We start from the raw sequence: 22,615 nt of genomic DNA on the forward strand, positions 1-22,615 counted from the left end.
TCAGGCGCTCACTACTGTGTCTGCGATAGCGAACACCATCAGACGCGACTGACGCGCCACATCGCGTAACGCTGGAAAGGCCCACCATGGAGACACTGCAGCCGGACGATCCAGTGGAGTTGGGCACTTACCGGCTTCTGCGAAGACTCGGTGTCGGCGGCATGGGCCGTGTGTACCTCGCCCGTTCACCCGGTGGCCGTACCGTCGCAGTGAAGGTCGTACGTCCTGATCTCGCCGCGGACGGCGACTTCCGCGACCGCTTCCGGCACGAAGTCGAGATAGCCAAGGCCGTCTCCGGCCGCTTCACCGCCCCGGTCGTGGACGCCGACCCGGACGCGCCGCTGCCCTGGCTGGCGACGTCGTACGTGCTCGGCCCGGACCTCACGGACGTGGTCGCCGCGCACGGCGCGCTGCCGGAGCACACCGTCCGGGCGCTGGCCGCCGGCCTCGCCGCTGCCCTCCAAGAGGTGCACGCGGCCGGACTGATCCACCGCGACATGAAGCCGTCGAACGTCCTGCTGGCGGCAGACGGTCCGCGCGTCATCGACTTCGGAATCGCGCGGGCGGTGGACGGAAACCGTATGACGCAGACGGGAGTCGTGGTCGGCTCACCCGGCTACATGTCACCGGAGCAGGCGCTGGGCGGGGACATCGGCACGGCGAGTGATGTCTTCTCGCTGGGCGCCGTACTCGCGTTCGCCGCGACCGGCCGGGGCACCTTCGGCCATGGAGCCGTCTCGCACGCCTCGTTGCTGTATCAGGTCGTGCACGGCGAACCCGATCTCGAGGGCGTACCGCAGCAACTGCTGGGCCTTGTCCGCGCATGCCTCGCGAAGGACCCGGCGGATCGGCCGGTACCGCCCGAGATCGTGGCGGCACTCGCCCCGCAAGGCGTCGAGGGCGTCCTCAGCGACTGGCTGCCGTCGGCGGTGGCCTCGACGATCGCCACGCATGCGGCCGGCATCCTGGACCTGGAGGCACCGCAGCAGGCTCAGCCCGCGGCCGCCGCGTCCTTCGGGCCCGCACCGGCGATGACGAACGGGACACCGCAGTCACCAGGTACACCGACCCCGGGTTACGGGTATCCGCAGGCTCCGGGATACGGGGGCACCCCCGCGGCTGCCGCCCAGGGAACGCCGGTCCCCGGCTACGCCACACCACCCGGTGGCCTTCCCACCCCCGGGTACGGAACGCTCCCCGGCTACGCCACACCGCCGGGCGGCCTTCCCACTCCCGGGTACGGAACACCCCCGCCGGGCCACGGCGCTCACGGACAGCCCGTTGACTCGGGGCCGGCCTCCACCGTTTCCACCGCCACCGGCCCCGCCCGCCGCCGCGTCCTCGGTCTCGCGCTCGGCGGTGCCGGCGCCGTGGCGCTGGCGGGCGGCGCCGCCGCCTGGTGGCTCGGCCGGGACGGCGACACCACGGACGGGGCGACCGGCACGAACGGCGCCGGTTCCGCCCGGCCCGTCGAGGAGAACTTCACCACCCCGCCGGCGGGAGTCGCCCCCCAACCCCTGTGGCACGAGACAGCGGCGGAGGACAGCACCACCACTGACGTACCGCTCCTCATCCATGACGGCCTGCTCCTGATCAGCGGCGACCCTCTGGTGGCGTACGACGTGAAGACCAGTGAAGCCCGCTGGTCGAAGCCCGACGTCTGCGCCCCCGGCTCCCCGCTTCTGTTCCACGACGGCAACGTGTTCCTCGCCGACAGCGGCGTCGAGGGAGTCCTCGTCGCGCGGGACGTGAAGACCGGCGAGGAGGTTTGGCGCAGCCGCCTCGGCAAGAAACTCGGCATCGAGAGCACCATCGCCATCGACGACAAGAACGTGTACGTCACGGCAACCGACTACGCACAGGCCAAGAGCGCCACCGACTACCGCACCGCCATCGCCGCGATCAGCCACAGCACCGGGAAGCAGGTGTGGCTGCAGCACCGCGACTGGGGCACGAGGGACTACGACGTCCAGGGCACCGTCTCCGGCAAGTACCTCGTCTACGCGGACTCCAACCACAACCTCACCGTGCGCGACACCGCGACCGGTGACCAGTTGTGGACGCAGAAGATCGGTGACGACTGGGCCTGGCAGCCCACGGTCGCGAACGGCCTCGTCTTCCTGCCCGGCGAGAAGCTGACGGCGGTCGACGCGGAGACCGGCCGCACCCGCTGGACGCTCTCCCCCGCGGGCCGCCGCGGCTTCAACAACCCGGCCGTCATCGACGGTGTGCTCTACGTCAGCGACTACGACCGCGGGATCTGGGCCGTCGACGTCAAGACGCACCGGCGGATCTGGCTCTGCGAGGACCAGAACCGCGGCGGGCCAGGGACGTTCGTGAGGGTCGGCACGACGCTGTACTGCGCCGCCGGGCCACTGTCAGGAGGCGTCATCGCCCTCGAGGCCAAGACCGGCACGGTGCGTTGGACCTGGACGGACGACAAGGACTCCGGTGCCCCGTGGCAGTTGGCAACGGCAGGAAACCGACTGTTGGTGACGAACGGGCCGGAGATCTACGCGATGCCGGCGGTGTGACGCCGGGGCGCTGAGGTGCGATGCCGGGGGCTGCCATAGTCTCCGTTAGCTGAAGTTAACGAACGTGGCCACAGGGGCCGACGGGGAGGATGACCATCATGCGGATGCTGGTCACGGTCGTACGCGAAGGCGGTGAGCCGGAGGACGTCGTCGTCACCGCCGACGACACCGCCACGGCAGGCGATGTCGCGGAGGTGCTGGCGCAGGCCGTCGGACGAACCGTCGACCCGCAGGCTGTGGGGTCAGGGAACGTCGTGGCCATGCCCGGGACCTCACTGTCTTCGCTACCCGGCTACGGAACGGCGGTTGCCGGTGCGCCGGCTCTGTGGGCAGACGGTGAGCTGTGCGATCCCGCGGCACCGGCGGCCGGCGTCCTGCGGGACGGCATGCGCGTCTCCGTCGACCGCTCGATAGGCCCGCTGCTGCGCAAGGGCGAGCCGGTCGGGCAGTACGAACTGCGGGTGGCGGGCGGTCCCGGCTCGGGGCGCGTGGTCCGGCTGGGCGTCGGCGCGGCCACCGCCGGATCGGCGCCGACCTGTTCCCTCCCCCTGCCGGACACCTCACTGCCGCCGGTCGCCCTCCGGCTGACCATCGACCTCCAGGGCAACGTCACCCTCACCTCGGAAGCCGGGGCCGGTGTCCAGCTGAACGACGACGCGGTGACGGCCGGGGCACCCTGGCCGCTCGGCGGTGTCGTACGGGTGGGTGACTCGCTGCTGGTCCTCGACAAAGTGGCCGAGCCGGACGCGCACCTGTCCCTGATGAGCGAAGGCGGCCTCGCCTACAACCGCCCCCCTCGGCTGTCGCCGCTGCGGCCTCGGCGGCGGCTGGCCGTGCCGGTACCGCCCAGCAAGGGGGAACGGGCTCGTTTCCAGTTCATCATGGCGTTCATGCCCATGCTGTTCGGGCTGGCCATGTACTTCTTCACCAAGCAGATCTACATGCTGCTGTTCTGCCTGATGAGCCCGCTCATGATGCTGGGCCAGTGGATCAGTGAGAACCGCGAGGGGAAGAAGAAGCACAAGACGTCCCTCAAGCAGTACAGGAAGGACCTCGCGGCTCACGAGTCCGAACTCGTCACCCTCAGCAAGGAAGAGCAGCGCGCCCGCCGCGAGGACAACCCCGACCCGGCAGAGATCCTGCTCTTCGCGACCGGCCCCCGCCGGCGTCTCTGGGAACGCCGGCTCACCGACCCGGACGCGATGCAGCTGCGTATCGGTCTCGGCGCCCTGCCCTCCGACGTCGAACTCGTCTTCGCGCGTGGCGGCTCGTCGCACGACGAGGAGCCCCCGGAGCCCCCGGTCCTTCCCGACGTCCCTGTCACCCTGCCCTTCGCCCGGCTCGGAGTGGTCGGCATCGCGGGCGACCGAGCCCGTGCCCTCGCCACCGCTCGCTGGCTGAGCGTGCAGGCCGCCGTGTTGCACAGCCCCCGCGACCTGTCACTGGTTTCCCTTGCCGCTACGCCCGCCGCCGGCGCCGAGTGGCACTGGGCGCACTGGCTGCCGCACACCAACCCTGACGAGGGGCAGGACTGCGTCGCCCTGGTCGGTTTCGACTCGGAGGGCATCAGCCGCCGGGTCAACGAACTTCTCAACGAGCTGGCTCGACGCAAGGCGGCCCGTGAGCAGCACAACATGACGGGCCAGCTGTATCCGGACGCCAACGTGCTCCTGGTCCTCGACGGGGCACGGCTGCTGCGTCGCGTACCCGGCGTCCCGCAACTCCTCACCGAGGGACCGCAGTACGGCATCTTCGCCCTCTGCATCGACGAGGACGAGCGGCTGCTCCCCGAGGAGTGCAAGGCCGTCGTGGCGTGGTCGCCGGACGCGGCCCACCATGTCCGGGTGCGTGGCTACGGCCTGGAGGCCATCGGTGATGTCCTGGCCGACCAGGTTCCGTACGAATGGTGCGAACTCCTGGCCCGCTCCCTCGCCCCCGTCCGCGATGTCAGTCGCGACGACGCCGATTCCGCACTGCCCACCTCGGCCCGGCTGCTGAACCTGCTGAACATGCCCAACCCGGCGGGCACCGACGTGGAACGCATCTGGCAGGCGGGCGGTTCGACGACGTCCGCACCCATCGGCCTCGCCGCCGACGGCGCTTTCGTCCTGGACATCCGCCGGGACGGGCCGCACGCGCTGGTCGCCGGTACGACGGGTGCCGGCAAGTCGGAACTCCTGCAGACGATCATCGCCTCGCTGGCAGTGGCGAACCGTCCCGACGCCCTCAACTACGTCCTCATCGACTACAAGGGCGGCAGCGCGTTCATGGACTGCGCCCGCCTGCCGCACACCGTCGGCATGGTCAGCGACCTCGACGCCCACCTGACCGAGCGGGCCCTCGCCTCTCTCGCGGCCGAGCTGCACCGCCGGGAACGGATCCTCTTCGACGCCGCCGCCAAAGACATCGAGGACTACAACGACACCCGCAAGCTTCGTCCCGAACTGGAGCCGATGCCACGGCTGGTCCTCGTCATCGACGAGTTCGCCTCCCTCGTGGCGGAACTGCCGGACTTCATCGCGGGACTCGTCGACATCGCACGCCGAGGGCGCTCCCTCGGTGTGCACCTGATCCTCGCGACGCAGCGTCCCGCGGGTGTGGTGAGCGCGGACATCCGCGCCAACACCAACCTCCGCATCGCCCTGCGAGTGACGGACGCCTCCGAGTCGATGGACGTCATCGACGCTCCGGACTCGGGCGCGATCGCCAAGTCGACGCCAGGTCGGATGTACGTCCGTTCGGGTGCCCAGTCCCTGGTCGGAGTGCAGTCGGCCCGTATCGGTGGCCGCCGCCCCGCCACGGGCCGGACGGGCCCGAAGGCCACGCTGATCCCGCTGCCCTGGAACGCCTACGCCCGCCCGCTGCCCAAGCGGGAGGAGGCCGAGGACGACGGCACGATGGTCACCGACCTGGCGGTCCTCGTCGACGCCGTACGCGAAGGCGCGCAGCGGATGGGATTCGGTGAGCAGCGCAGCCCGTGGCTGCCGCCGCTGGCGGAGTCCGTCACGCTCGACGAACTGTCCGGGTACGGCGACACACCGGTCGCCACCCCGGGCGACGACGTGGCCCCGATCCCGTACGGCCTGGTCGACCTGCCGGCGAAGCAGAGCCGTATGCCGGTGTCCCTGGACTTGGTGCACGGCGAGCACACCCTGCTGCTCGGCGGTGCGCGCTCCGGCCGCTCGACGGCGCTGCGTACCCTTGCCGGCTCACTGGCCCGCAACACCTCCCCGCTCGACGTGCACGTCTACGCCATCGACTGCGGCTCGAACGCCCTGCTGCCTCTGGTCCGCCTTCCCCACGTGGGCGCCGTCGTGACCCGAGACGAGCCGGACCGCGTGCGCCGGCTGATTCAGCGCCTGCAGGTGGAGGTCGCCCGTCGCCAGCAACTCCTGGCGATGGAGGGCGCGTCGAGCGCGGCGGAACAGCGCGCTGGAGCTGACCCCGAGGAGCGCCTGCCCTGGATGGTCCTCCTCCTGGACAGCTGGGAGGGCTTCGCGTCGACCTTCGAGAACTACAACTACGGTCAGCTGCTGGAAGCGGCCCAGAGACTCTTCCGCGAGGGTTCGGCAGCGGGCCTGAAGGTCGTCATGACGGCCGACCGCAGTGGCCTCAGCGGTCACGTCTCCTCGGCCTTCTCCGACCGCCTCGTCATGCGCTTCGCCGACCCGAACGACTACTCCACAGCAGGTCTGCAGGCCCGCGAGGTTCCGAAGAACATGCCGCCCGGACGCGCCCTGCGCATCACGGACACGGGCGTGGACGAGACCCAGATCGGTCTGCTGGCGCAGGACCCCGCCGGCCAGGCCCAGGTCCGTGCGCTCCGCGAGATCGCGGAAGAGGCGCGAACCCGCCATGGCCGCGTACCGGCGGGCCGCCGCCCCCTGCGGGTCGACGCCCTGCCGACACGCATCACTGCACCGGAGGCAATGGCTCTGGACCCGGACTTCGTCCCGCCGTCGCCTCTGTGGGCGCTGCTCGCCGTGGGCGGCGACGAACTCCACCCCATCGGTGTCGACCTGGAGGAGAACGGCCCCGGCTTCGTCATCGCGGGCCCGCCGAAGTCCGGCCGCTCGACGGCACTGCTGTGCGCTGCCGAGTCGCTCTTGCAAGCAGGAACGCCCCTTGTGGTCATCACGCCTCGCCGGTCCCCGCTACGGGACCTTGAGGGGCGAGAGGGTGTTCTCGGCATGCTCAATGCCGATAGCTCGGGTGACGACCTGGAGGAGATCCAGGACCAGCTGGACGGACGGCCGTACGTCGTTGTGGTCGACGACGCCGAACTCCTCTACGACGCACCGCTGGACGAGCCGCTGGAAGGGGTCATCCGCAAGGGAGCCGACGGCGGCGTGGGCCTGCTCGCCGCCGGCACGACGGACTCACTGTCCGGCCAGTACCGTGGCTTCGCGGTCGAGGCCCGCAAGTCCCGAAACGGCCTGCTGCTGACGCCGCAGAGCTCCTCGGACGGAGAGCTGTTCGGCATCCGACTTCCTGCGAACAGCGGTGGTGGGGCAGCGGGGAGCGGGTTGTTCGTGGCGGGCGGGGCGTTTGTGCCGGTGCAGGCTGTGATGAACGCGTAGACCGCTTGGGGGCTCCCGCTCAGTGAGCGTTGAGCCCCCACAGCGTCGATTGGGCTAGGGCTTCGGGTCGCGAACGGCCTTGTCACCCGGCTTTGCGCCAACCGTCGACGAGGCGGGCGGTTCCTCCGGTCCGAACGTACGGAGGATCCAGAGACGACGCCAGACCACCGCCGTGGTGAGGCCGAGGAAGACAACGGCCAGAGCCGAAGTGCCGTAGGCCGGCACGTTGGCCGGCGGGTCCTCCACCCAACTTCTGGCGAGGATTCGGGAAGGGTCCTCCGGGTCATACATCACGATGATGGAAGCGCCCGCTTGCGTTTCGGGAAGCATCCCGGCGTAGTCCCAGAGCTTGACCTCGGTGCCTGTTTTGGGACCGCTTACAAGACGAACCTTCACGTACTTCGGCTTCGAGTCGACACCGACGACCGTGGCAGCGGCACTCACCCCACGGGAACGCAGGTCCTGAACCAGGGAACGCGACGGGAGCACGAGGGCGAGAACCATCCCGACGCACAGCAAGAACAGGAAGAACACGGCCAAAACCACGCGGAGTTGAGGGAGCTGCGGCTGCGGCTTCCAGGACCTTGCCTTGGCGGCTTCCTGGCGTGACCTGACATGAGGCGGAAGTTGGTACTGCTCCGCAGGGCGTCTCCTTCTTTTCCTAGTCATGCTTCCGTAGTCCTACGAGAACCATCCGCCCACCGTATTCTTGACACTTGACGCGGTTCCAGTAACTGCGTTGACGGCCTTCCTGCCAGTCTCCGTCTTGATGATATAGGAGGAGGCGTAGCCGACGCCGAATCCCGCTACGACACCTGCTGCGATTCCCCAGCCGACCGGGCCTCCACAGAGTGCAACTGCTACCGTGCCACCCCACGTTCCAGCCATTCCGGCCGCCATGCCGCCGACATTTGCCGCGACGGCGACGTCTTTCTCCTCACCGTTGTTGATGTCCCAGCCGATGGCGCCAATAGTGAGGAGGCTTCCGGCCAGAGGTAGCTTCCCGCCTGTTCGGAGGGTGCGGCCCCAGAGGGAAGTTGTGCTGGGCGGCTCGAGGCCCGGAACCTTGTTGATCAACCAGCTTCCGCCGTCAGCAACCGAGGCCTCCATGAGTCGGGAGAACGAGCCCATGCCGTACTTCGCAAGGATGCGTTCCGCCTCCCGCGCAGACTTGGCCGAAGTCCTTGCGGCCCGACTGGTGGCGTTCTTGAGTTCTCGCTTCTGAGCCTTGCTCATGGCATCAAGGCGCTGCTGCTTCAAGTTAGCTGCTTCACCAGAGAATCTCTGCGCCTTCTCCCAGAAGTGGCTGGCGTACTTCGACTGCACACCGATCACGCTGGCGAGCAGACCGGCACTGTCGGACCACGTGTCTGCCGGGTCGAGCAGCTTCCTCGCGGCGATCTGCGTGTGCTTCCAGGCGAGGTCCCAGAGATCCGGGTCGTCTCCCTGCATGAGTGCCCGGTTGAAGACGGCCGTGGGCTCGTCCTTCGTGAACTGTCCATGGAAGAGCGCGGCCTTCTTGTCGAAGCCCGGTGCGGGTGTTTCAGCATTGACCGCCGTGGTGAACGCGGACCCGAAGACCTTCACGTCGTCCTTGGCTGATGGGGCGTTCGCCGCCGCGACTGTCACCGGCAGGTTCTTGACGAGGTCTGGTTCCATCTTGGCGTAGAACGCCGAAGCAAAGTCGGGATCACCCTTGTGCTTCGCCAGTTCCTCGGCGAGGCGGTGGAATTCAGGCCCTGCTTTGCTCCGATCCAGCTGAGCCGCCTTGTTCACGTCCTCCGCGAGCTTCTTTCCAGCACTGCGCGCCTCACCTATCGTCGCGATGGGCTCGCGAAGCTGCACCATGGTGCCGAGCTTCTGAATCCCCTTTTGATCCAACTCCATCGCCGCGGCGAGCGCCTGACGGCGTCGAAGCATGGGCAACTCGTCATCAACCCATCCAGCGATCTTTCCGATTTCCGTCAGATGGGTTGTTTCGAGTCCGAATTTCTGGAGTCTGCCGGCATAGGAAGATTTGGCACCATGGAGCTTCTTACTGCTGGACTCAAGGTGCTTGATCGTCTTCATGAGGTTGTCCGGATTGATTCCGGAGAAGTTAGGGTCAACCACTGGCGGAACCCCCATCCGTGCTATCGGCCAGTTGAGGGTCGATCAGTACTGCTACAGCGCCCGACCCGCTGAGTGTCTCCCGTACCTGCCGAGTGGGGATGATGACCCAGGGTTGCTTTTCTCCTATGGCCTCGACCAGCGCGGGGACGGATGTGAAAGCCAGAGCCACGAGCTGCTCCTCGCCCCCTTCACCTGCCATGGGTACGAGGACGACGTCCGCGGTGCCGTCGCTGAGCGGTGTCCCGTCAGGGCCCTGAGTCACCTCGGTCATGGTGGGCAATACGAGGGCCTCGGGGGCGTTCTGTGCCGTTTCGGTTGAGGGCATAGCCGCAGATTATGAGCTGATGGAGTGACCGAGCAAAAGTGACCTCCTAGCGGATTAAAAGGGTGCACGGAGTTGACGTTTCCGGCCCGTCACCTCGCGGAGGATTCACTACAGCATGGTCGGAGATCGCTGGTACCGTGAGCATTCGTCGGCCAGAAATTGATGAAAGAGGGAATGAGTATCGTGGCAGATTCGGAGGCCAAGGTCCCCAATCCCCGGAAGGCGGACCTCGAACGGCTGCGGAGCGACCTGGCCAAGGAGGTGGAAAGTCTCAGGAAGGCGCTCAAGGACCCGACCGAAGAGATCGGCGGCGACAGGGTTTGGGTCGGGAAGAACGCGCGAGCATGGCACAGGGAACTGGAGGGACGGCACAGGAAGCTGGGTGAGCAGGTCGACAGGCTGCTCCCCGTCATCGACGCGGCCATCCGCAGCGAACCCGAGAAGGTTTCGCCGAGTGAGGCGAGGGCGTACAACAAGGGCACATGAGCTTCGGATGCGCGGGCTGGACCGCAGGGCCAGCCTCCTGGAGGCTTCCGCCGTCTTCCCCTTGGGGGCCGCCCAAACGCCGCCGGGGGCACCCCGTCCGAGGTTCGATGACCTCGAAGGAATGCCCCGGCAGGCTCCGATGTCCGCGCGATCGGCGTCGGCTCAGGTGGCGCGCTCGATGTTGTCCGCGCTGGTGTTGGCCGACTTGCTGGCGTCGTTCAGCGTGTCGACCCACTTGTCGAACGTCGGCTTGATGTCGTGCCAGTCGTTCCGGAAGCGGTCGGCCTTGGGGCCCTTCCAGTAACCAGAGCTGTGGCTGGTGGCAGACTCCAGCGCCTTGATGAGGCCCTGGAGGTCGGTGGCCTTCTTGCCGAAGAGCTTGGACAGCTCCCGAAGCTGAGTGAGATCTGCACCGCGATCCATGGCGATCCTCCCCGTGTCACACACGTAAACGGACTATCCGTTTGCAACAACGGACGCTACCGCACCAGATGTAGCTGCCGTCCAGCACCTTCGGAGATGGGGGTTTCATGTGAACAAGTGGTGTTGGCCTGCGCCTGGATCCCCGGGAAGGTCTACACGCAGCGCCAGTATGCTGGGGCCCCTGGGACAGCGGGGGAGGCTGCTATGGCAAATCCAGACATTCAGGAACTCAACCAGCGGGCCAGCCAATTGCGGTCGCTGGCCGACCATATCGACTCACTCGTCGATGCGGCCAAGAAGCACAGCACCACCGGTATGAAGACCTGGTCGGGACCGAATGCGGACGACGTGCGCGGGCGCCTCAAGAGCTGGCACACGACGTGCGGCACCGTCGCCAAGGCGCTGCGCGACGAAGCGCACAAGTGCGCGCAGGACGCCAAGGACCTGAAGGACGAGAAGAAGTAGCAGGGGCTGCCCCCTGCTGCAGCGAGAGGAATGCGCGCCAGTGCCCTCGTACGACAGCTCCCGAGCTCGCTTCCGGCTGGCTGACCGTCACATCGCCGTGTTCGCACACCTCCTGGACGGTGAGACGCCCCCTGAGGAGCTGTGGGAGTCACTGGTCGAGCTCCAGCGCATCGGCCTGGTCGGCGAGGAGGGAGAGCTGGCGCCGGTTCTCCGCGAGCCGCTGGGCGCCCTGGCCGACCCGATGGTCATGATTCAGGTGGAGATCACGGGCGAACACGGCGCGGTCAACCACGGGGTGATCGTGGGCCAGGAGGCAGTCATCTCTCATGATGGCTGGCCGGGGGAGGAGGAGTCCGAGTACGTCTCCATCGAGCCGAACACCCTCGTGTGGGAACTCGCCCGCAAGGTCAACCTCCACCGGACGGAGAAGCCGGCAGAAGGCACTCCGGAAGTTCGTGTCGAGACGACCATGGGTGCTTTGGACGCAGCGTTCGTCGCCCTGGAAGAGTCCGGTGCCGACGAGGAGGTGACCCGCGATCTCGTGCGCAAGGCACTGGTCGACGCGGACACCGACCTCGAGGACCCGGCTCTGGGCCAGTTCCTGGACCTGGTCGTCTCCCTGAACGCCACGTGGCGCATCACCACCGCCTGGGACGGTGAACACGAGGGCCGGCGCTCAACGATGATCCGCGCCCTGGCCGCCTGGGACTGTGGTCCCCTCGGCTACTGGATCCGCGAACAGCCCGAAGAGCCCATCATGCCGGGTCAGGTCGGCCCCGACAGTGCACTCGTCCTGGTGAAGTCCAACTCCGCCGAAGTGTGGGAGAAGATCACGGACCTGCTGCCGGACAAGGAAGAGTTGCTGGTCGCGGACTAGTAAGCCATGGGGCGCGGAGTAGTGCGACCCGGTGTATCCGCCCGGGGCCCCTCAGAACCAGTTCATGGGATTCGCCTTGGACTTGGCGATGCTCTTCCCCAAGTCCTTGGCCTTGTCACCGACCCAGCCCGCCGCCCTGCCCGCGCCTTCCTTGATGTCGTCCCAGTGCTGGACGACCTTCGCACCGCCGTAAATGAGACCTGTCCCGACCGCGAGGCCGATGGTGACCGGGTTCGGAGCGACCATGGCCGCCGTGAGGGAGGCGTTGAAACCGACCTCGGCGACGTCGGCGACGTATGCCGCGCCCTTCTTCTTGAAGGCGTCGACGGGGTTGCCCTGCGAAATGACGTTGGCGGCGCTGAAGCCGGTCGACAGGACACCGCCCACGATGCCGGCGCCGCGCAGGAACCCTGCGGTCTTGGCGGCGGCGCCGAGGCCGGTGCGCAGTGCCCCCGCGCCCCGCGCGGCGTTGGTGGCCTCCGCTACGGAGTTGGCGAACCGCTGGCTGTTCGCGGCCTTGGTGAACACCTTGATCAGGCTCGCGTTGCCGGCGCGGGCGACCGCTTGGCCGGAGTGCGTGAAACCGCCGTACATCTTGGCCGCCTGGTCGGAACCGACCAGGAAGTCGATGATCCCGTTGGCGCGGAGCGTGTTCATCAAGGGCGTGGCGCGCACCCAGTTGTAGCCCTGGCCGATCAAGTCTCCCCGGAGACCGCTCGTCAAAGGGATGCGGGAGAGGCTCTGATAGGTGCTGCTCCGCCCGAAGAGGGAGCCGAGTTGTCCGGGCAGCCAACTGCCCGGAGCGCTCAACGACCTGATCTTCGGTGCCCACTTGATCAGACCGTTGCCGGCGGACCGGATGAGGCCGCTCTCGGAGCCCCGCAGGACGACGCCGAGCCGCGTCTTCCAGGTGCGCAGAGCACCTGCCTTCAGGGAGTTGCCCAGCAGCACCTTGGTAAGTGACGTGCCCTGCATGGTGACGACAGCCGTGGCGGCGGTCACGGATCCCCAGTCGCCGTAGAGGCCGATCATGGTGGCGATCGTCTCTTCGTGCGGCTGGAGCTCGGGTATCTGGGCTATGGCATGAGCTTCCAGCCGTTGTATCCAGTCCGCCAGCGACTCATCCGGTTGCCGCTTGAACTCATTGGCGCTCGGATCGTCGCTGGCAGCCACGGAGTTGGCCAGCACAAGGGCGTCGGGGCCGAGGCCTTCGCTCTTGTACTTCTCGATCTCCTTGGGGCTGAATCCAGCCCACATGAGTCCGGCCTGCGGGTCACCGCTTTCCAGTCGTGCGAAGACGGCCCGTTTGCGCAAGTCCGGTGCGGTGTCCTTGACCCAGCCGCGCAGGGGCTTGAGCGTGGTCAACTTGCTTGTCACGCCGAGCCTGGACGCTCTGGTGAATGCTTCATCCACTTTGTCCTGGACCCCGCCGCGCCCGTCGAGCAGCTTCGCGAGCTGGTCCAGATCGTCCGGATTCACATTCCGCATGCCCACGTTTCAAATCCCCAGAGTGTGTGTTCCGGCACCAGCCGGTCAAGGCTGTGGAGTCGCTCACTGATTTTACGGACGAGGGTTCACGCGAGACCGTTGGATCACCGGCTCTTTACCATGTGCAAACGCACTCTTGAGGAAGATCGCCGCGTCGCCGCCGCACGCTCCGGGGTCGTGCTCAACCCGTACGCAGGAGTGCGTATGCGAAGACCAGCCGTCGGTCCAGCCACGCGGCCCGAACCAGGAACCTGACGTCGCCCTCGGAGGTCAGGACGAGTTCGTCGCCGGCTTTCCATTCGAGGACCCGAGACTTGGCCGGTTGGTCACCGCCCTCCGCGCCCATGTCGGCGACGGCCTGAACGACGCCGAGCAGCAGCTTTCCGGCACCGCGCTGGACCATCTCCCTGGGGCCGCCCTTCGCCCACTCCGCGCTGCTGACGATCTCGGGGTGCCCCGGCTGGACGATGCGCCACGTCGGCTTCAAGGCGTGCTTCAGCGGAGCGATGCGCTGAATCGTGCCGATCGCCTCTCCCCGCGCGTCGCGCACCTCGTAGTGGCGCCTGCCCTCGAGGTCCTGAGGCTCGTCGAGGGAGCAGAGCAGCCTGCTGCCCTCGGCGTCCTCGTACAGGCGACGGGCGGCCGGATCCGACGGCTGCGGCGGGAAGAAGGCACACGGGGCGTTGACGCGTTGACCTCCCGAACTCTGCGGGACCCTGAACGCACGGACGCCGAGTGCGGCATGTTTGCGCTGTCCGACGGCAGGCCGTTCCTCGTCGGTGATGGCGAACTCCCAGGCGTCCGTCCACGGGAGGAGGGGGATGGGAGGTTCGTCGACGTGCCTTTTCCTGCCGAACACGGTGTGCCTCTCCGGGTCACTTCGGGGATGGGCTCCGACCATAACCCCAGCCGGTGAAGAGGGCGTGAGGGCGGCCTGGCCGTCGATGCTCGGCCCACGGAACACGGGCTTTCGAAGGGCAGGGCCGCTCCTGCGCGTTACTCGCTCGTCCGGGTGAGGCGTACCGCCTGCTCCGTAAGCCCCGACACTTTGAACTGCACCCCCGAGAATTCGACTGTGTCGCCGACCCTCACGTCTTTGTAGAGGGCCACCGGAACCCCGGCACAGTTCGCGCCGAGGCCGGCCGTGCCCGCCGCGGTGTCGACGTACGAAACCGTGAGGGACGGACCCGTGGGCAGTTGCTTCACGCCGCCGTTGTCGAGGAGGGACAGCGTTTGTCCCTTGGCCGGGAAGCTCTTTGCCGCGGCGGCCAGGACGGCGCGGTTGGTGGTGAAGCACAGGGTGTTGTCGGCGGCGCCGCCCGCGAAATCCATGGACTTGGGAGCAGCGGCGAGAGCGGCCTTGTCCTTGGTGTCCTTCGGTTCCAGGACGACACGGTAGGAGCAGACCTGCCGCACGGTGTAGGCGTGGCCGGAGACGGTGACCCGGGACCCCGGCTTCGCGGTCCACTGCTGTTGCCCCGACGCGTAACCGGCCCCGTCGCGCAGTGTCGCAGTACGCGACGTTCCGTCAGCGCTCGCGGCCGCGTACTGCACGCCTCCACCGCCGGGCAGCCGGAACCCGCCTCCGCGCAGGACGTGCACGCCGTCCGCCGGGGCTTCACCGACGCATTGCGGGCCCTTGTCCTTCGTCACCGCCCTGGTGGTCGTGGGTGCGGTCGTCGGGTCGTCACCGCGGCCGCCGGCCGACCCACCGCAAGCGGTCAGCGCCCACAGGGCCAGGGTGGCGCCCGCGATGCCGTACCTACTCGCCGGCCTGAACACCGGTGTCCTCCTTGCAGCCGTCGATCACGTGCTCCAGCACGATGCGGGTGCGGTAGTCGATCTCCACCACCCGCCACCTGTCCCCGGTGATCTCCAGCGCGTCACCCAGATGCAATCCGTCGAACTCTCCGGCGGGGCGGCCTTCGCAGCCGATCCGGATACGTCCGTGCACGGAGGGTTCGGCGAAGACGGTCGCCAAGACCTGGTACGTCCGGCCGTCGTGTTCGACGGTGTAGGGAGTCTGGTGACGGAGCGCCCAGCGGCCGTCGAACGCGAAGGGGTACTTCACCTGCTCGCCTTCGGACACACTGCTCATCTCCCGGGCGTCATGGGGCATCGAAGGCCTCCGCTCCGCCGAAGTACTTGTTGAACTGCTCCTGCGACACGGTAATCGGCGGATAGCCGGAGACGCCCCAGGGGTTTCCGAGGATGACCTTGCCGTCGTCGGTGAATCCCCGGACGTAGTACGCGTGGTTGCTGTGATACGCGTTGCCCCATTCGGCCGGGTGGTTCTTGTCCAGCTCCTCGTCGGCCGGGGTGGAGACGGTGACGACCTTCCCGGAGCCGTAGGCCTCCTTCAGCGATTCCAGGCTCTTGTCCTCGTGTTCGCCGATGCCCAGGAAGCCGCCGGCGGTCAGGTCCTCGCCTTCCTTGCCGGTCAGGTAGGGAGCGGACTTCTTGGGGTCGTCCCCCTCGATCCCGCCGTATCCACGCTCGTCGTCACCGTCGTCCGAGTAGACCATCGCGAAGGCCTTCTCGTAGTACGCGGGCCAGCTCTCCCCGTTGCCGTATGTGCCGATGGGGTTGCCGTTCTGGTCGGACGGCAGGTCGGCCGTCATCGTCACCCAGTGGTAGTTGCCCTCTTTGTCCCAGACGCGGACGCTTACCGTGCCGTTCGGGTTCTGCTTGATGCCCTCCTGCACGAAGGCGGGGTCCTTCTGCGCCAGGCCGGCCAGCGATGCGACGTACCAGCAGTCGCCGAACTGGCGTTGATTGACGTCATCGGCGGACACCCCGTCCTGGAACAGCGGGTCCGGAGGCGGTGCCCAGTGAATGCCGTTGTTGGTCTGGCCGTTCTGGCTGTTGCCGCCCGCCTCGTACGCGGCGGTGTTCGTAAACGTGGGCTGCACGCCCGGGAAGGCCGCCGTGAACTTGCCTACGTTCTCCGGGCTCACCTTGGACAGCATCAGGCTCATCGTGTCCCGGCGCTTGTCCTCGGGCAGGCCGTTGTCGTCGAACGGGTTCCAGCCGGAGTCGTCGGTGTTGGTGAGCAGCTGGTTGTAGAAGGCCAGGTCCTTGGGCGAGGCCTTCGTCACCAAGGAGTCCAGTTCGGCGGCGGTCAGTCCGTCGAGCTCGCCGGAGATCTGCTCCAGTTCGTCGCGGTTGCCGTCGGTGCCGAAGTCCTTGCCCCGCAGCACGTGGAGATGACGCAGGGCATCGTCGATCTTCTTCGCGTCGGGTGCCTTCTCGTCGAGGAAGACGCTGCTGTCGCTCACGGGGTATCCCCGCTTCTCCAGCTCCTGCAGTCCCTCGATCTGCCTGATGCGGCGTTTCATCGAAAACTGCATGTCGCCGAGTTCGCCGCCGAGGGAACCGGGCAGACGCGGGCGACGGAAGAACGACGGCATCGGGACGACATCGCCGACGAGGTCCTGGAGGTCGGGGTTGCGGGAGGCGTTCTGCCCCGACGGCAGGTTCTGCTGGGCGGTGGTGAGTACGGCGGCCAGCTGTGAATGGAGCTTTCCGGAGTTCTGAGCGAGGGTGTCCAGCCGGCCGGCGAGAGTTGTCAGCTTGGCGGCGTCGAAGCCTCTGAAGCCCATCAGTTGCCACCCGTTCCGGCCTGGGCCTTGTCCTTCTCCCCGGCCTGCCGGTCCAATTCGTCGGCCTGGCTCTCCCAGCGGGTGGCGTCCCCCAGCAGTGCGGTGCCCATGCTGTTCAGCGAGCGCTGTCGTTGCTGGAGTTTGACCGTGCATTCATCGGCGAACGGGCCCTGCCAGATGGCGCCCTCGTCGCCGCCGGTTCGGAAGGCTGCGGCACGCGGGGTGGCCTTCTTCACCGCGTCGTCGAGGTACGGCCCCAGCCTGCGGGCCAGTGCCCTGGCTTCCCGTGCGCAATCCCGCAGCCGGTCGGCCCGCTTCTTCAACTCGGCTGCGCCATCACCCGAGGTGGGCCCCACGTTTGTTTCCTCCCCCGTTTGCTGCTGGTGCCTGCCGCGCCTCACGCATGGATCCACGGCATCGCTGGGGAAGCATACGGGGGTGGTGTTCGGCCATTCGAAGGCCTGAGAAATCTCCCCGAACGACACATGGTCGCCACAATCCCTACGCCCTCTCATTGCAAACACCCGCTGGTCGCCCCAGCAGTGATTGCACCCGCTTGGATCCAAGAACCTCCGCTATGCCCGATAGTCCCTTTATGGCGCCAATGGTCGCCGGGTAACTTGTCTCCAGGCGTTGCGATTGCCTTTGCTTTACAGTGGCTTTGCGTGCGCCCCGTGCGCCGCTCCGGTCGGCCAGGGCAGAAGATCGAGGGAAAGGGGCAGGCGTATGGGTGGGCTCACATTTGAGCTGCAGCGGGCGGCGTCCGTACGAGGCGCCCGTGGTGACGTTCACCTCTGGGCAGGCCGAGTGGACGGCCTCGGCCGTATCGAGCTCGCCTTCCCGACGGAGCACAGCGACTATCCGTCGGAATACTGTGAGGTTGCGGTGAGCGGCGAGGGCTTCCCACTCGTCACCTACCTCGGGCTCCGGTACCTCCGGCGGCCGCTCCTGGCCAGGGGTGAACTGCGGGTGGACTGGGATCCCGCGGATCTCTCCCGAAACGTGTGGTGGCCGGGGAAGAGCGGTCGTGCCCTTCGCATCAGGGTCAAGGGACGGACGTACACGTATGCCGAGCGGGGTGGCAAGCGGCGTCATGAGCTGGTCCGCCCGGGCGCCGAAGTACGCATAACTCGATCGAGTTGGCGGAATCCCAGCACCCTTTCCGGTACTTGGAGCGGCGAGGCGGATGCCCTCGACATCAGTATCGCGCTCGTCCTCGAGGGTGTGTACACACGGAACCTGTCGTTGCCCGGCGCGTTGGTGTCGTTGCCCGGGCGCTTTCTCAATCGGTTCAACGATCTCTAACCGGTTCGACTGTTTTCTCGTCAGCTCAGCAAGATCTGATTCAGTGATTTCCGAATTTCAGGGGGAAAAGAAGAATGCCTTCCGTGGATGCGGCTCGGCGTCGGCTGCGGTTGTCCGATGCCCACGTGAGTGTGCTGGGGCTACTCGTGGAAGAGGGCCAGGTTCCGGACGAGTTGACGGGTGCGCATACCGAGCTCCGGGAGGCGGGCATCCTTGACGTCGACGGCAAGATAATCGCCGACCTCTACCCACTCGTTTCCACGCTCATGGAGCCGCGTGTCATCGCCCGGGTCGAGACCACCGGACCTCAGGGCCTCACGCAGAGTGGGGCCGTCGTGGGTGACGACTTCATCTTCACCCACGAGAACTGGCCCGGCGAGTCCGAGTCCGAGTACGTCCCCGCGGAGCCCGAGACGCTCGTCTGGGCTCTGGCGAGGATGGTGGACCTGCACCGCGACTTCACCTCCGAGGGCGATTCCGGTGAGGTGATCGTCTCGACGATGGGCACGCTCGACCAGGTGCTCGTCTGCATGGAGAACGGCGAGTTCGAAGAGCCTGAGGCCGTTGCGGAGGCGGCCGGTGGCCCGGTGCGGTTGGCCGAGGTGCTGTCCCAGCTGAACTGCATGTGGCGGATGACCGTCGTGTGGAAGGGAGCTGAGGAGCAGCAGGGCGAGGACGGGCTTGGCGTCTCCGCTCTGTCGGTCTGGGACTGCGGCCTGGAGGGGTACTGGTTGCGTGAGATGCCCGCCGAGCCGATCCGCGACGGCCAAGTGGACGCTGACAGCGAGCTCAGGGTCCGGCGCACCTCGGCCAAGGAGCTTTGGCAGCTGATCACTCAACTGCTCCCGGACGGAGCGCAGCTCGCCTCCGCTGAGGCGCAGTCCCGCTGACAGCTGCTCGCGTCCCGAGACACGAGACCCGAGAGACCTGGGCCGGCGCCCAGTGTCCTGCCGGCGCCTTTTCGCCGTCCGGCATGTAGTCCCACCCAGCGCAGCGATCGATCACGGGGAAAAATGAGCGACAGTTCCAAGCGCATGGCCAATCCGGACAGCCTCGAACACCTGGCCAAGCTGTTCGACGGCAGAGGGAATCTGCGGGATCGGCTGGATGAGGCATTCACCCGGGCCTCCCGTCTCGGTGTGACCGACAAGCTTAGCTCGCTGAAGCCGCTGCGGGGTTGGACCGATGACACGGCGGTCGACCTGCGGCGGCGCGCGGCCGTGCTGCGGGCCGAAAACGGGGATCCCAAGGCTGCGGCGCTCTACGCGGGCTTCAAGCCGGAGGAACTCAAAGGCGGGGAGCTGCCGCCGGACGCCATGCTGATCGCCAATGCCGCGGTCGCCAACGGCAGCCAGTTCGACCCTGGTTGGCTCAAGCGCAAGCCGGGCGAGACCTACCAGGACTGGTTGCAGCGCATACCCGGGGACGCTGCTGCAAAGGTCAGTGGCAATGAGAACATCGGTGAAGTCGTCGGCGATTACATCGAGTTGACCGCACTGGCTTCGACCGTCCCGGGCGCCTTCAAGATGGCGGCCGCGGGAACGATGCACCTGATCAAGTACTTCAAGAACGGCACGTTCCTCAAGGCGCCGGGCACGACACTCGCTCAGATCCTCAAGGGACGGCCGCCTTCCTACATTCCGGCGCGCATCGCCCAGTTGGGCGCGCAGATCGGTAGGACTACCCCGACCGCTGTCCTGGACGTCCTGACCGGGTCCGACAAACTTGCCCAGATTCATGGCGGAAAGCTGTGGGCCTGGGAGGCCAATCTCCTCAAGACCGGCAAGAACGCCGGCACAGCCGCGCGGGTGGCCGGGGCGAGTCGTCTGGGTGCCTTCGCCTCCGGGGCCGGGACAGCTCTGCGCACGGCCGGTTGGTGGCGTGCGGCCGGCGTCGGCGGGAGCGCCGTGGCAACGGTGGTCGGTGCTGTCGACGTCATTCAGGAAGGCAACCCCGTTGATGCCTTCAAGCGGGACAAGGCGGGATACGTAGCAAAGGTGTCCGGTGTGGCCTTCAACGCCTCGCTCACCGCCGCCATGGTCGCGCCCAACCCCGTGACGATCGGTGCCGCCGTTGTCACGGGCGCGGTCTACGGCGTCGCAACGATCGTCGACAACTGGGACACCGTGAGGCAGTTCCCCGGCAAGGTGGCCGACGCCGGACGCTGGGCAGGGAAGAAGATCGGCGAGGGGGCGGGGAAGCTCGTCGACGGGGCGAAGCAGCTGGGAAGTGCCCTCAATCCCTTCGACTAGAGGGAGTGGTCACGGGCGGCGGCACGGACGGTTCCGGAGAGGATGCATCGACTGCTGCGTACGGGCAGGCCGCTCCAGTAAGTCGTTGGGGCGTGGCCGTGCCTCCCACGCCCCTTTGCCTCACGTCCGCTCCGTCACCTGTTGACGGCTTGGATCTCCTCGACGGTTACGTTCTGCTCAGTTCCGAAGGTCCCATTGGGGAGGTCCCCGCCGGCGCCGCCCGTCCCAGTCCAGGACACTTCCCACGTGATGGTCGCTCGCAGTTTGAACGAGCCGTCACCGGAAGAACGCAGGTACCTGATTCCGCAAGGCGGCGTCCGGTCGGCTTTTCCCTTTGCGTATGGTTCACCGATCGAACCGTCGTCGTTGAAGGTGCACTCGCCCGAGGAGGGGTACACCTCGGCGTCCGACGTCCCTGGCTCCAGCTTGAGCGCGATGGGCTTGGCGGTGGTTGTGGCCTGGAGGTTCACACCGCCGACGTCCAGTGAGGCGGTGACTGAGACGTCCTGGAACTTGGCCCGGTCGAGCCAGGCCCAAGTGGGAAGGTTGACCTTGGTGGTGTTCGCCGGGGCGAGGGTTACCTCGGTGTCGGGCACCTTGATGCGGCTGTAGGCGAGATCAGCGAGAATCTTCGGGGTCACGGCGTTCTCCACCGTAGGGGTCTCGCCGTTCTCCACCCAGAATGTCTTCGTGTCGCAGGAAAAGGCGGCCGGGTCTCCCGATTCCTCTCGGCTCTTGTCCCGAACCGCGTCCCACCACAGGCCCTTGCCCGTTTCGGACTTGTTGAAGTCCTTGTACGGTTCCCCGTTGACGTAGTAGTCCTTGGACAAGGCGTAGGCCTCTCCCACACCACTGGCGTGCGGGATGTTCCATTGCTTCTGAAATTCCTTGGAGAATTCGGCGGGAGTCCACTTCGGCTCGTACCAGCAAGCCGGTGGAGTCCAGTCGCCGACGGGCTTGAACTGCCCGGTTTCCTTCGCCCCAGTTTTGCCGGTAGATCCACGGAAGACGATCCGCGACTCGAGAGTCTGGCCACTGTCCGTCTCGTTACTCCCCGAGACGTCGAACTGAGATCCGCCGGGATCCTTGGCGAAGGCTGCGCTGGACGTCAGAAGTGTGCAGGCGATCACGAGCGTACCTACTGCGGCAGCGGAACCGACCTTGGTCACTGAACGCATCCCTTGCTCCCGCGCACGGACGTCCCACTGGTCGTCTGCCACACTCCCTGAGTGGTCCGCTCCAAGCGGGTGTTGTACAGCACGTAGGAATCGTCCGAGGCCGGGGACCTGTCGATCTTTCCTGACTTTCGGTCCTTGTTGTATGCCTTGGTCTCATCGGCGCAGAAGGAGACTCCTGCGGACGTGTCGTTGAACAACTCGATCCTGGGGTTGTAGTACCGGGTGGTGCCCGTGTACGTCAGTCCGGCGTCCACCCACTTCTGGACCCACTTCACGGACGTCGTGAGGGCCTCGCCCTGGTAGTAGAAGGTGAGGCCGGGGGTGTCCGTCTTGCCCTTGAGGATGGCGTCATTGATCGCGGTCTGTGCTCGCGCGGCGTCCGCCAGCACTGCGTCCTTCGTGGCGTTGCCCGTCTCCCAGCCCTCGAAGACGTCTTCCACGCCGCCGGTCAGCTTGATGTCGGGCCGCCCGGCGGAGTCCGACGCGCTTGGGCTCGAAGTCGCCTCCTGGGATCCGGTGTCGGAGCCCGCGATCTTGTCGTTGTCCTTCGAGCCGGCATCACTGCTACCGCACGCGGTGAGCAGTAGGGCTGTGGACGCAGCGAGCGCGACAGCAACGGGCAAAGAGCGGCGCTTCACAGTGGACTCCCCGTGAGACATGAGATCAGTCAAGTGCACTGAAGCTATCGGGGAAGTTGCAGTTTTCGCCAGAGCGAACTTGCATAAGAACTGGGTCAATTCGGGCGAACGATGCTTGCTGGTGTGAGGTTGTGTCCTGCTCGTGCTCAGGTGGGCGGCGTCCGCGGAGGCAGGTTCACTGCCCTCTCGGACCGTAGATTCCTCAGGGATTTCGTTAGCCCCGCGTTACATGTCGGGCAGTCGCTTGGCGGGTATATCGGGGGTCGGCCCTTCAAGTGATTGACTTGGCCGACCCAGAGGCCCATCGCAGCCGCCGCCGGACGGGTTGTCCAGTCGAGCAGTCGTGACCG

At 66.9% G+C, this 22,615-nt stretch carries 20 protein-coding genes; 8 read left to right on the forward strand and 12 right to left on the reverse strand.

Going from position 1 to position 22,615, the window contains the following annotated elements; genetic code table 11:
* Positions 1-86: 86 nt before the first annotated feature.
* Complete coding sequence (locus ABT116_RS00130) at positions 87-2,534, forward strand: serine/threonine-protein kinase (RefSeq protein WP_351625523.1); 2,448 nt, start codon at positions 87-89, stop codon at positions 2,532-2,534.
* A gap of 98 nt (positions 2,535-2,632) precedes the next feature.
* Positions 2,633-7,114, forward strand: a complete 4,482-nt coding sequence (locus ABT116_RS00135; RefSeq protein WP_351625525.1) for a type VII secretion EssC family protein — start codon at positions 2,633-2,635, stop codon at positions 7,112-7,114.
* Positions 7,115-7,168: 54 nt separating this feature from the next.
* On the opposite strand, the gene ABT116_RS00140 is transcribed toward ABT116_RS00135, so the two are convergent.
* The 3 genes from ABT116_RS00140 to ABT116_RS00150 all read right to left on the reverse strand — a co-directional run bounded on the left by ABT116_RS00140 (position 7,169) and on the right by ABT116_RS00150 (position 9,551).
* Entirely contained in the window at positions 7,169-7,648 is a 480-nt protein-coding gene (locus tag ABT116_RS00140) for a DUF3592 domain-containing protein (RefSeq protein WP_351625535.1), read from the reverse strand.
* 147 nt (positions 7,649-7,795) lie between these two features.
* Positions 7,796-9,184, reverse strand: coding sequence for a hypothetical protein (locus ABT116_RS00145; protein WP_351625538.1), 1,389 nt, complete (start codon positions 9,182-9,184; stop codon positions 7,796-7,798).
* Positions 9,185-9,218: 34 nt separating this feature from the next.
* The gene (locus tag ABT116_RS00150) at positions 9,219-9,551 is read right to left on the reverse strand and encodes an SAV_915 family protein (protein WP_351625541.1); all 333 of its coding nucleotides are present in this window, start codon (positions 9,549-9,551) and stop codon (positions 9,219-9,221) included.
* 174 nt (positions 9,552-9,725) lie between these two features.
* Here ABT116_RS00150 and ABT116_RS00155 point away from each other — a divergent pair, with 174 nt between their 5' ends.
* A complete protein-coding gene (locus ABT116_RS00155; RefSeq protein ID WP_351625544.1) occupies positions 9,726-10,037 on the forward strand; it encodes a hypothetical protein in 312 nt (103 codons plus the stop codon).
* A 162-nt stretch (positions 10,038-10,199) separates the two neighbouring features.
* On the opposite strand, the gene ABT116_RS00160 is transcribed toward ABT116_RS00155, so the two are convergent.
* Entirely contained in the window at positions 10,200-10,460 is a 261-nt protein-coding gene (locus tag ABT116_RS00160) for a WXG100 family type VII secretion target (protein WP_097218954.1), read from the reverse strand.
* 204 nt (positions 10,461-10,664) lie between these two features.
* On the opposite strand from ABT116_RS00160, the gene ABT116_RS00165 reads away from it, so the two are divergent.
* Entirely contained in the window at positions 10,665-10,925 is a 261-nt protein-coding gene (locus tag ABT116_RS00165; RefSeq protein WP_351625547.1) for a hypothetical protein, read from the forward strand.
* Positions 10,926-10,965: 40 nt separating this feature from the next.
* Complete coding sequence (locus ABT116_RS00170) at positions 10,966-11,802, forward strand: hypothetical protein (RefSeq protein WP_351625550.1); 837 nt, start codon at positions 10,966-10,968, stop codon at positions 11,800-11,802.
* Positions 11,803-11,853: 51 nt separating this feature from the next.
* Here the strand turns inward: ABT116_RS00170 and ABT116_RS00175 are convergent, their stop codons facing one another.
* The 6 genes from ABT116_RS00175 to ABT116_RS00200 all read right to left on the reverse strand — a co-directional run bounded on the left by ABT116_RS00175 (position 11,854) and on the right by ABT116_RS00200 (position 17,248).
* Complete coding sequence (locus tag ABT116_RS00175; protein ID WP_351625553.1) at positions 11,854-13,290, reverse strand: PE-PGRS family protein; 1,437 nt, start codon at positions 13,288-13,290, stop codon at positions 11,854-11,856.
* 181 nt (positions 13,291-13,471) lie between these two features.
* A complete protein-coding gene (locus ABT116_RS00180; RefSeq protein ID WP_351625556.1) occupies positions 13,472-14,149 on the reverse strand; it encodes a hypothetical protein in 678 nt (225 codons plus the stop codon).
* A 137-nt stretch (positions 14,150-14,286) separates the two neighbouring features.
* A complete protein-coding gene (locus ABT116_RS00185) occupies positions 14,287-15,072 on the reverse strand; it encodes a hypothetical protein (protein ID WP_351625565.1) in 786 nt (261 codons plus the stop codon).
* Positions 15,053-15,388, reverse strand: a complete 336-nt coding sequence (locus tag ABT116_RS00190; protein WP_351625568.1) for a DUF6406 domain-containing protein — start codon at positions 15,386-15,388, stop codon at positions 15,053-15,055. Before ABT116_RS00190 ends, ABT116_RS00185 begins: the two co-directional genes overlap by 20 nt.
* Positions 15,389-15,398: 10 nt before the next feature.
* Positions 15,399-16,892 (reverse strand): C2 family cysteine protease, encoded by a 1,494-nt coding sequence (locus ABT116_RS00195; RefSeq protein WP_351625571.1) that lies wholly within the window; start codon positions 16,890-16,892, stop codon positions 15,399-15,401.
* Positions 16,892-17,248 carry a hypothetical protein gene (locus ABT116_RS00200; protein WP_351625574.1) on the reverse strand — a complete coding sequence of 119 codons (357 nt, stop codon included), beginning with the start codon at positions 17,246-17,248 and terminating at the stop codon, positions 16,892-16,894. The genes ABT116_RS00195 and ABT116_RS00200 overlap by 1 nt, the downstream gene beginning before the upstream one ends.
* Before the next feature lie 451 nt (positions 17,249-17,699).
* On the opposite strand from ABT116_RS00200, the gene ABT116_RS00205 reads away from it, so the two are divergent.
* From ABT116_RS00205 to ABT116_RS00215, 3 genes are all read left to right on the forward strand, one after another.
* Entirely contained in the window at positions 17,700-18,197 is a 498-nt protein-coding gene (locus tag ABT116_RS00205) for a hypothetical protein (protein WP_351625577.1), read from the forward strand.
* 125 nt (positions 18,198-18,322) lie between these two features.
* A complete protein-coding gene (locus tag ABT116_RS00210) occupies positions 18,323-19,087 on the forward strand; it encodes a hypothetical protein (protein WP_351625580.1) in 765 nt (254 codons plus the stop codon).
* A gap of 123 nt (positions 19,088-19,210) precedes the next feature.
* Positions 19,211-20,449, forward strand: coding sequence for a mucin-2 (locus tag ABT116_RS00215; RefSeq protein ID WP_351625583.1), 1,239 nt, complete (start codon positions 19,211-19,213; stop codon positions 20,447-20,449).
* 134 nt (positions 20,450-20,583) lie between these two features.
* Here ABT116_RS00215 and ABT116_RS00220 read toward each other — a convergent pair whose 3' ends face one another.
* Together ABT116_RS00220 and ABT116_RS00225 are read right to left on the reverse strand one after the other, a co-directional pair.
* The gene (locus ABT116_RS00220; RefSeq protein ID WP_351625586.1) at positions 20,584-21,618 is read right to left on the reverse strand and encodes a hypothetical protein; all 1,035 of its coding nucleotides are present in this window, start codon (positions 21,616-21,618) and stop codon (positions 20,584-20,586) included.
* On the reverse strand, positions 21,615-22,265 hold the full coding sequence (locus tag ABT116_RS00225; RefSeq protein ID WP_351625589.1) for a hypothetical protein: 651 nt from the start codon (positions 22,263-22,265) through the stop codon (positions 21,615-21,617). The genes ABT116_RS00220 and ABT116_RS00225 overlap by 4 nt, the downstream gene beginning before the upstream one ends.
* Between the last annotated feature and the right edge of the window lie 350 nt (positions 22,266-22,615).

It is taken from the genome of Streptomyces sp. NPDC002130, from assembly GCF_040296465.1.
GTDB lineage: Bacteria > Actinomycetota > Actinomycetes > Streptomycetales > Streptomycetaceae > Streptomyces.